Source organism: Rhodococcus sp. C26F, assembly GCF_053345925.1.
This window is the reverse complement of sequence record NZ_JBKFBA010000080.1, coordinates 1-9,414: the sequence shown is the minus strand read 5'-3', so window position 1 is coordinate 9,414 and position 9,414 is coordinate 1. Positions and strand designations below refer to the sequence as shown.

The following is a 9,414-nucleotide window of genomic DNA, read 5'->3' as shown; positions in this document are numbered from 1 at the left end:
TCCGTCGCTACATCATCTGGCGCAACAAGCACGCCGAGGATCAACAGCTACGGGAGATCGTCGACAGGGCAAACGTTGCGTGATGCGGCACTAGTTCCCGGCACAGAAAGCCGACCAGCCGCGAAATTCACTTTCCAACTGTCGGTTTATCCATCCATTGGATTTATCTCCACCGTATTCCGCTGAATGGCAACCGAATCGGTCTAAACCAAGCGTCACCAGATGTGACACATTCGGTAGCGCAACATGATACGGCACTAACCGGCTCGCAGTAGCGGAGACATGGCGCTGCGGTCGTCGACGTCGGTTGTCGGGTATTGAAGCGATTGCACGTCTACGACGGCAACGCCTCCCGGGCCCCGACGAACCTCGACCTCATCGAATGCGAACACGAGGCCATCTACGACGCCGTCGCCGAAGGGGACGGCGGACGCGCACAGGAACTGATGGTCGCCCACCAGAGACGCACCCGCGACCTGCGGATCGCCGAGATGGCCGAGTCGTCGAATCGCTGAGGCCTTCGCACGATCTGTCGCATCCGAGGATCTCACTGAAGCCCAACCGAGGCTTCGTGCCGGCCTCGGCGAGTGGCGGCTCCCAGCGGAGAGACTCTTCGCCCGCTCTTTCCTCGCTGGGTTCGGCTTCGAGTCGGACCAGCAGCGCCGCAGTGGCCATCTCGGGTCTCCTGCTCCGAGATGGTGGACATGATCCAATACCACACCACCGGCCGGTGAAGGACAGGAGCCCTGGGCCCGCGAATCCAGGAAACCGATCTCACCCCTAGCGATCGTGGAGCCGAAAGAGGAGACTGCGAGGTGGAGGAAATGCGACGCCTGGAATGCACCCGCCGCCGTCGGCAGTGACGCGGAACATTGTGTTGTGCCGACATTTTGGTGCGGTTCTCAGTTTCGAGCGCTGTCGCGTCTGCCCCTCGGAAGCACAATTCACTCGGTTTGTCGTTCACACATCACCGGCTGTGGCCGCCGGGCCGGGATCAACCGAGAAACGCCGCATGTCAGGAAGTGTCGAGATGAAAGCGCTTGTGTACGACGGGCCACGTGAGGTTCATGTGAAAGATGTGCCCGATGCGAGGATTGAGCAGCCGACCGATGTGCTGGTAAAGATCACCAGCACCAACATTTGCGGGTCGGATCTCCACATGTATGAGGGCCGCACCGATCTGGAGCCCGGGATGGTCCTCGGTCACGAAAATTTGGGGATCGTCGCCGAGGTGGGCAACGCCGTGGTCAAGGTCTCCCCCGGGGATCGGGTGTGCCTGCCGTTCAACATCGGTTGCGGTTTCTGCCGAAACTGCGAGGAAGGGTTGACCGCGTTCTGCCTGACGGTGCACCCGGATCCGAAGATGGCCGGCGCCGCATTCGGTTTCGCCGGGATGGGACCATTCTGGGGCGGACAGGCAGAATATCTTCGGGTACCGTTCGGCGACTTCAACTGTCTGCGGCTGCCCGAGGATGCCCAGGACAAGGAAACCGACTACGTGATGCTCGCGGACATCTTTCCCACCGGATGGCACTGCACCCGCCTGGCCGACATGCAGCCCGGCGATTCGATAGTGGTCTACGGGGCCGGACCGGTCGGTCTGATGGCGGCATACTCGGCAATGATCCAGGGCGCGAGCAAGGTGATGGTCGTCGACCGTCACCCCGACCGGCTGCGGCTCGCCGAGCAGATCGGGGCCCTCCCCATCGACGACTCTAGCGGCGACCCGGTCGAGCAGGTCCTCGATCAGACCGATGGGCACGGCGCCGACAAGGGCTGTGAGTGCGTCGGGTACCAGGCGCACGACCCGCAAGGTCACGAGGACGCCGCGATGACGATGAACCGGCTCGTCGACTCGGTGCGCTTCACCGGCCACATCGGCGTGGTCGGCATCTTCCTGCCCCAGGACCAAAACGGCCCCGACGAACTCGAACGCAACGGCAAGATCGTCTTCGACATGGGCAAATTCTGGTTCAAGGGGCAGAAGATCGGTACCGGACAAGCCAACGTCAAGCACTACAACCGGCAGCTGCGTGACCTGATCCACCAAGGCCGGGCCACGCCGTCCTGGATCGTCTCTCACGAGCTCCCACTGGCCGAGGCCGAGTCCGGCTACCAGCATTTCGATGCCCGCGACAACGGATGGACCAAGGTCGTACTGCATCCGTGAGCCGGCCCGGACTGAGAGGAGCACAACGATGGCAACGACACTGCAGGGCAAGCGGATCGCAATTCTCGCTGCCGACGGGGTCGAAAGAGTCGAACTCGAGCGACCCCGCGACGCGGTGCACCAGGCCGGTGGACACACGGACCTGCTGTCGCCGAAGACCGGCGAAATCCAGGCACGTAACAACGACCTCGACGCGGCCGGCACATTCACCGTAGACCGGGCGGTGTCCGATGCCGCGGTCGACGACTACGACGGTCTGCTGCTGCCGGGCGGCACGGTGAACCCGGACAAGCTGCGCATCGAGGAGGCGGCGGTATCGTTCGTGCGTGACTTCGTCGGCTCGGGAAAGCCGGTCGGGGTAATCTGCCACGGTCCCTGGACCCTCGTCGAGGCCGGTGTGGCCAAAGGCAGAACGCTCACCTCCTACCCGAGTCTGCGGACCGACCTGCGCAACGCCGGGGCCGACGTCGTCGACGAAGCGGTCGCGGTCGACGGGAACCTGATCTCGAGCCGCTCACCCGACGACCTACCCGCGTTCTGTCAGGCCATCGTCGAGCAGTTCGCAAAGCCCCGGGCGGGCGGGTCATAACGGCGAACCACACCTCGATGTCCCTCGACGACGCGCAGCCGGGGATCGCCGCCGGGCAGGCCACAGCCTGCGAGATCGACTCGTCGTCGAACATCGCAGTGGCCGATGCCGGCGGGCAACCTCGTAGCCCACATACAGCTGGACGGCGCCAGTATCGACATCTCGATCAACGAGACCTTCACGAAGAACGACGTTGCCAGCGACGTCTTCGGCGTCATTCGCCTGATAGGCAATGACTTCGTGCAGAACAAGGGCTAAGTCGATGAATCCGCGACTCTGAAAACTCTTGGTTGGGAGCTCGAGCAGGGAAAGCCGATCACGATCCAGGTCGAGCACAGGATCGAGCTGATGGACAGGTTTCCCCGCGAGGAGCTGCTGGTGCCGCCGCCACGGGGTCGCAGCACTGAGGCGGGTACGAAGCAGCAGCAACAGAGCATGCCTGGGCAACGGCAAGACGGCTGATAGAGCAATTCCAAGAGATTGCCGCGGAGCGGCGTCGGAGGTGAGCGCAGCCTGTATCGCATCCCGCGTTCGCACTTACATGACCTCAGCCGGCGTCTCGTCACCGTTCATCGTTGTTGTCCTGATCAAGGGGCGGCATCTCGCGTTTGCCGCGGGCACGGATGACACAACCGACGATGATGGCGACGGTCGCCGATACGGCGATCCACGCGACGATCAGCCAGAAAACCCAGTTCACATACCGAACCACGATCCGATTCGCCTGTTTGTCACCGACAAGTAGGTAAGCCACCCGCAGATTCACCCGTTCGGATGACACCGCCGTAACACTCTGATCTTGTGACCGATACACCAGCCGTGGCCCGATGACCCCCGCTATTGTCGGGCCACGCCTGGGCGCCCCCGCTCCTCACCCCCTGCAGGAACGGGGGCGGTCGGCTATCTACAGGCCTCCCATCCTGTCGCCGCGCTACTCGAGGCCGCGGCGATCCATCTCCGCCCGGCAGTCCTTGATCGAGCGGGCAATATCCTCGAGCGTGGCGTCGTCGGCGTCCTCATCGGCGGCCGTAAGCAGCGCAGCGCGCAAACCGAGCACATGGGCAAAGAGCTCGTCGTCATCCAGATCTCGCAATGAGATGTGCACCCGTCGAGCATGGGCGTGTGGCACGGATGTTTCAAGGTCAATGGCCATCCCTGATGCCGGAGTGCCCTATCCGTGACCCCTGCCCCAGGCAGAGCCCACCGGCCCCGCCCCCACCAGGGTAAGCAGGACTCTAGAACGACCCGGACCTACCACAGGGGGCATGCCAGGCCCTGCCGACCCCAGACCCCGCGGCCCCTGCAGTCGCGGAACTCCGTCCGCGACAGTTGTCGGATCAACGCCCAATCCTCCACTGGGATCGCCCATCCAATCTGTCCGGGCGGCCTCGTTTCGAGCGTCGTTGTGGCCTCATTTTCGAGCGTCGCCGACAGGTGGTAGCTACCCCGACCCGCCGCACTGTGCATATTCCTCGGGCGCACCCTCCGACCGCAGTTGCACCCATCCACTGCCGACGAGCAGACCTGCGACCGCGCACCGTCACCACCGGTCCCGTTTCAGACCGAAGATCGCTTCGAAACTGCACCTGTGCACGACCGGTCACCGCCGGCGAGGACGTTGCACCCTCCATGCATACGCACACGTGCGAGGCCGACCCGGTCGACTTCGGCAATGGAGAGGTTCATGCTGTGGCGCCATCCCTCCGGGCATGCATCCGCGCACCACGCAGGGCCACAGCTGCAACTGCCCCGACCCCGAGAATCCACGGTCCACCCACGACAATCGGATCCATCCACTGATGAGCGGTGTCAACGCGCCGCCGTCCGACGCGCGAGCGGACTCCTGAGTGCGTGAACTCACTCCGGATACCGGTCTCGGTGACCGGATTGTCCGGCCGCCGGGACGCCAAAGACTTCACATGGGATTCGACCGCGTCGATCCGGTCGGCACCGAGGAGCAGCAGCCAGTGCGCAGCGCGTCCTTCGCTGAATCGGCGGTAAGCGTACTTGCGGACGATTCCCGACAGTCCCTTCGGCGGGCAAGAGGTGCCGAACACTGGGGGAAGAAAGGCATGTTCGACCGAGCGTTCGCGGGGCCATTTCTCTTCCTGCCGCTCCGGGAAGTCCCAATGGGCTCCCGTGCTTTCCGGCGCGAAACGCTCCTTCGGCACCGCCGGCCGGTCCTTCGGATCGAGGTCGACTCCCCATCCCGGTATCCGGGCGCGTAGATCGTCGGGGTTCGCACGCGATGAGGGGCTTGCGGTATATGCGGCCGGTGTCGACGACTTCGTCATCACACAGTCCTTTCATGCAGCGCCCGGCACAATGACCGGCTTGATGCACTCGTCGAGTTTGGCGGAGAAGATGTGATAACCCTCGGCAATGTGTTCCAACGGAATCCGGTGCGTGACAATGTCGTTCGGCTTTATCAAGCCGTTCCGAATGTGCTCGAACAAACGTGGCCACTGGCGGTGCACCGGACACTGGTTCATCCGCAACGTCAGGCCCTTGTTCATCGCGTCCCCGAATTTCACGGCACTGAACATCGGCCCGTAAGCTCCCATCACCGAGATCGTCCCACCTTTGCGGACCGAATCGATGGCCCAGTTCAACGCGACAGGTGACCCGCCCTGCAACTTGAGTTTGGCTGAAGTCACATGCTGCAGGAGATTGCCGTCGGCTTCGGCGCCGACCGCGTCGATAGCTACGTCGGCCCCGAGATAATCGGTGGCCTTCTTCATCTGCACGACAATATCGTCGTACTCACCGAAGTTGTAGGTCTCGGCGTGCGCGAAAGTGCGCGCCTTCTCGAGCCTGTATTCGAGGTGGTCGATGACGATCACCCGTCCGGCACCCATGAACCACGAACATTTCGCGGCGTACAACCCCACCGGGCCGGCGCCGAACACCACCACGGTGTCACCTTCGACGATGTCACCGAGTTGCGCCCCGAAGTATCCGGTCGCGAGCGCGTCGGTGCACAGCAGCGCGTCCTCGTCGTCCATCCAATCCGGAATCTTCTCAGGCCCGACGTCGGCGAACGGCACACGTACGAACTCCGCCTGTCCACCGTCGTATCCGCCGCACGTGTGCGAGTACCCGTAGATCCCCCCGACCGCGGTGGCGTTGGGATTGACGTTGTGGCAATTCGAATACAGGCCCCGCGCACAGAAATAGCACGAACCGCAGTAGATGTTGAACGGCACCATCACCCGATCCCCGGGTTGCACGTTGCGGACGGACGGCCCGACTTCATGCACCACGCCGATGAACTCGTGACCGAAGGTCATGCCGACCCGAGTGTCGGGCATCATGCCGTGATAGAGATGCAGATCCGACCCGCAGATTGCCGCGCGCTGCACCCGCACAATCGCATCATTGGGATGCTCGATGCGCGGAATATCCTTTTCTTCTACCCGAACCTTGTACGGTCCTCGGTATACCATCGCCTTCAACGTGCCTCCTAGGGTCGGAGTTCACCTCGTTCTCGGACGCGCACCCGCTTCGGCTCCACCCGAAGCATGTTTCCGCCCGCCGGACGGCTCCCGCGGCCGTCACCTAACCAATCGGACTCCAGAAGTGCCCGGCACATAAAGGCAAACAGGAACCGTAATCGGCCCTGCAACAGGAGCCCTGCGACATCACCGATGGTACGCGGTCACGCCGGCGGGCAGTAGTCCAGTTGCGGTCGATAATCCCCGCCGAAGCTCGACCACGCGTATCCATGTCACTACATCGAACCGTCACCCTCGAACGCACCGAGCGCATCACCCAGCTCGACGGAACTCGCGCAGTCACGCTCGAAACACTCTCTATCAGTGAGTTCACTCGAAACCCCCGACCACACCGCCGTGGCCGTACGCCTGTGGCATCTGGGACGAGATGCTTCGCGCGGGTACCTTCACCGTCATCAGCAGCAACCCCTTTGATCCAGAGAAGCCCAGTCGCGTCCTCGCATTCGACACACCACGTCCGCGAACTCGCTGCGTCCGCACAGCGGTGCGAGGGTCCCAGGTACGTGCACCGCTCGTCCTGTCGCGACGGCAGTTGCCGCCGCAGATCCGCATCGAATGATCCGCAGTACAGGTTCGACGGGGATAGACCAGCGTGGGTCGCATTTTTCACGGACCGCGCTCCTTACGCCCCGTTCGACGGCTGTCCCATCTCCTCGATGCGCTGCCGCTGCCGGACCCCGTACGCCGCGTCTCTGACAGCGGCGTCATCCTCGAGACCCGACCCGAGGGCACCACCGATGGTCGCGATGGATGCTAGAAGCCATGCAAGCGTGAGATAGTCGGAAAAACTCACCCCGTGCCCGAGAGTGCGCGACAACAGTTCCGGGGGCAGAGTCAGACACGCGGTGAACAGCAGCAGGCCGAACAAGGCCACGTGAAGAACGATCACGCCGACGACCAAAGTAACCACGGTCGCGGTGTTGTACAGCACCGAACGATTACGCTCCTCCGGCGACTTCGGCCGTTCCCACAGTTCGTGTTCGATGATCAGCCAAAGAACCATCGCCACGATCGACAGGACCGTCGCTGCACTCATACGCCATGGTCCCATGGTGTCGGCGAACAACCAGATCGTGCTGGTAGCCAGCGCGATCGCACCCGTGGCGAAGGCCCCGACAAGCACCTTCGACAGTCCGGTGACCAGTCGCCACGGCCGGTTGGCCCGCACCATTCCCGACAGCAGCCGCAGTCGCCGCAGTCCCGAGGGCGCAAAGTACCGAATACCACTCTCAGTCTGCACACCCGGGAACTGTCGCGCCGCGCGGGAGGGAACGAGTTCCGGTTCACCAAGAACGCGGGCGATCGCGAGTTCGGTGACGGTGCGGACGCGGTGCTCGATGGAGACCCCGCCCACGCCGGCGACGGAGATGAGCGCGAAGTTGTGGTCGGCGCTGACGTCGGCCACCACCGGCAAGGTGTCCTCCCGGCGCGGCAGATCGGTGAGATACACGACGATGTCTTCCTGTTCGGAGGACGGATCGACCGTGTCGACGACCTCTTCGAAATCTGCTTGCTCGTCTGGCAGGTACGGTTTGCAGCGCACGTCCGTCGTCCATCGCCGCTCAGGTCGGTCGGAGTTGTACAGGCGTTCCGGCAGGTACTCCGCGATGCGTTCGGCAAGAGCCGCTGGCTCGCCGGGATCCGCGATAAACAGCACTGAGACCCGCTCACCCGCCGCAGCAGATTGCGGGTGCTCGCTCGCCTTCACGGCCTTCGAGTACCCACCCGCTCTACCCCCAAACTCCACGAAGGGGTGCGATCCGATTCGACGCAACGGATGCACGTTCTATAAGTACCTCGACTTCTCTTGCCGGAGCCGGAGTCCTGAACTACGGACACAACTCCCGTCCTCAAATGCGCACTGCTGGACAACCTGCGTCACGTGCGGTGATCGAACGAGCCACAGGCGTGCTGATGGAACGGTACGGTCTCGACGCCGACGCGGCGAAGCAGACGCTGGTGCAGGCCTCGCACCGGACGAACACGCCGATGCGCACACTCGCCGAAGCCGTGCTCACCGCGGACCGGACAGACGAACCGCCCTCGATTCGGGAAGTTCTCGAGGCCACGTCCACCCCCGCAGCCCTGCACAAGGCCGTCGCCTTCATCGAATCCGCAGCAGCCCGGCCGATCGGGTTGACGGACATCGCCGCTGCTGCCGGCATCGGAGCGCGGGCTCTGCCATACGCCTTCGCACGGCATCATCACACGACACCTATGCGATACCTGCGAGCGGTACGCCTCGAGCGAGCTCATCGGGATCTGCAGACCGCCGATCCGCAGAGCGGTGACACGGTCGTCTCGATCGCGGCGCGGTGGGGCTTTTCCTCCCCTGGCCGCTTCGCGACGCAGTACCGGCCCGTCTACGGCCGGAGCCCTCACCACACCCTGGCGCACGACTGAACAAACCCCGTTCAAGACATTGATCATGCACATTACGAATACACTGAACGAGAAACGAATGATTCTCTCGCTGGCGGTCTTTCACCAGTGAGAAGCGTCGACGGGGCACGACACTTCCGGCGCAGGGGGCCGGAGACATCGATCCGCCCCGTCGGCGGCACTTCGTGGACACATCCCCCCGACAGCGAGTGCTGGGCGTAGACTCGACGTATCGGTGATCGCCCCTCGCCCCCCTGCATGGACGACCACCCGCCGGGGTGAGTCGATGTTCTCATCTCCGGCGATGCCGGACCCCATCGGCCACATCCCTCCTGCTCGGCGGCGGGGTCTCGGCGTTGTTCGTCCCGCGGGTCTACGAGGGCGCCCTTCGCGTCACCGCGCGGAATCCGGTCCTCCGCCCCGCGCTCCTTCGGGGCTTTCGTCGGAAGCGGTCCGTGAGTCGTCCTCGTCGACGACGGGCAGAACACCGCCCCGTGAATCCTTTCTAGAAACGTGCAGGCGCGACCCAGGTCGCCGCTGTACAAGGCGAGAAGTCCGGCGGCGTGATCAACGCGGACCCAAAGGTACAGATCGCCGGAACCCTGAGCCACGCCTCTGCACTGCTCGGCCAACGCGGCTCCGGAAAACCGGACCCCTGTCCGCAGAGTTTCGTTCGCCCACAAAGCACATACAGACCAGTGCCCGGAAGGTCACGAGCCACGCGCTGACAACAGCGCGAAGCAACCACTACTTGCCGG

11 protein-coding genes are annotated in these 9,414 nt (G+C 63.6%); 6 read left to right on the top strand and 5 right to left on the bottom strand.

Features of this window, described 5'->3' with window-relative positions; translation table 11 throughout:
- From ACLBYD_RS30020 to ACLBYD_RS30000, 5 genes are all read left to right on the top strand, one after another.
- The coding region (locus ACLBYD_RS30020; RefSeq protein WP_447819307.1) for a hypothetical protein at window positions 1–186 on the top strand (186 nt) is incomplete at its 5' end.
- Between the two features lie 131 nt (window positions 187–317).
- Window positions 318–515, top strand: coding sequence for an FCD domain-containing protein (locus ACLBYD_RS30015; RefSeq protein ID WP_447819306.1), 198 nt, complete (start codon window positions 318–320; stop codon window positions 513–515).
- Between the two features lie 461 nt (window positions 516–976).
- Window positions 977–2,170 carry a glutathione-independent formaldehyde dehydrogenase gene (locus ACLBYD_RS30010; RefSeq protein WP_447819305.1) on the top strand — a complete coding sequence of 398 codons (1,194 nt, stop codon included), beginning with the start codon at window positions 977–979 and terminating at the stop codon, window positions 2,168–2,170.
- A 28-nt stretch (window positions 2,171–2,198) separates the two neighbouring features.
- The gene (locus ACLBYD_RS30005; RefSeq protein WP_447819304.1) at window positions 2,199–2,759 is read left to right on the top strand and encodes a type 1 glutamine amidotransferase domain-containing protein; all 561 of its coding nucleotides are present in this window, start codon (window positions 2,199–2,201) and stop codon (window positions 2,757–2,759) included.
- A 105-nt stretch (window positions 2,760–2,864) separates the two neighbouring features.
- Window positions 2,865–3,017: a hypothetical protein gene (locus ACLBYD_RS30000; RefSeq protein ID WP_447819303.1), complete on the top strand. Its 153-nt coding sequence runs from the start codon at window positions 2,865–2,867 to the stop codon at window positions 3,015–3,017.
- A gap of 304 nt (window positions 3,018–3,321) precedes the next feature.
- Here the strand turns inward: ACLBYD_RS30000 and ACLBYD_RS29995 are convergent, their stop codons facing one another.
- The 5 genes from ACLBYD_RS29995 to ACLBYD_RS29975 form a co-directional block, all read right to left on the bottom strand.
- A complete protein-coding gene (locus ACLBYD_RS29995) occupies window positions 3,322–3,540 on the bottom strand; it encodes a hypothetical protein (protein WP_447819302.1) in 219 nt (72 codons plus the stop codon).
- Window positions 3,541–3,690: 150 nt separating this feature from the next.
- The gene (locus ACLBYD_RS29990) at window positions 3,691–3,864 is read right to left on the bottom strand and encodes a hypothetical protein (protein ID WP_447819301.1); all 174 of its coding nucleotides are present in this window, start codon (window positions 3,862–3,864) and stop codon (window positions 3,691–3,693) included.
- A 577-nt stretch (window positions 3,865–4,441) separates the two neighbouring features.
- On the bottom strand, window positions 4,442–5,053 hold the full coding sequence (locus ACLBYD_RS29985; protein WP_447819300.1) for a hypothetical protein: 612 nt from the start codon (window positions 5,051–5,053) through the stop codon (window positions 4,442–4,444).
- Between the two features lie 12 nt (window positions 5,054–5,065).
- Entirely contained in the window at window positions 5,066–6,214 is a 1,149-nt protein-coding gene (locus ACLBYD_RS29980; protein ID WP_447819299.1) for a zinc-dependent alcohol dehydrogenase, read from the bottom strand.
- Window positions 6,215–6,896: 682 nt separating this feature from the next.
- Entirely contained in the window at window positions 6,897–7,982 is a 1,086-nt protein-coding gene (locus ACLBYD_RS29975; RefSeq protein WP_447819298.1) for a hypothetical protein, read from the bottom strand.
- 146 nt (window positions 7,983–8,128) lie between these two features.
- On the opposite strand from ACLBYD_RS29975, the gene ACLBYD_RS29970 reads away from it, so the two are divergent.
- The gene (locus ACLBYD_RS29970; protein WP_447819297.1) at window positions 8,129–8,677 is read left to right on the top strand and encodes a helix-turn-helix domain-containing protein; all 549 of its coding nucleotides are present in this window, start codon (window positions 8,129–8,131) and stop codon (window positions 8,675–8,677) included.
- The last annotated feature ends 737 nt before the right edge of the window (window positions 8,678–9,414 follow it).

Coding starts and splice junctions, on each gene's coding strand:
- ACLBYD_RS30005 (WP_447819304.1), top strand. CDS start 2,199: ATGGCAACGACACTGCAGGGCAAGCGGATCGCAATTCTCGCTGCCGAC.
- ACLBYD_RS29970 (WP_447819297.1), top strand. CDS start 8,129: ATGCGCACTGCTGGACAACCTGCGTCACGTGCGGTGATCGAACGAGCC.
- ACLBYD_RS30000 (WP_447819303.1), top strand. CDS start 2,865: ATGCCGGCGGGCAACCTCGTAGCCCACATACAGCTGGACGGCGCCAGT.
- ACLBYD_RS29985 (WP_447819300.1), bottom strand. CDS start 5,053: ATGACGAAGTCGTCGACACCGGCCGCATATACCGCAAGCCCCTCATCG.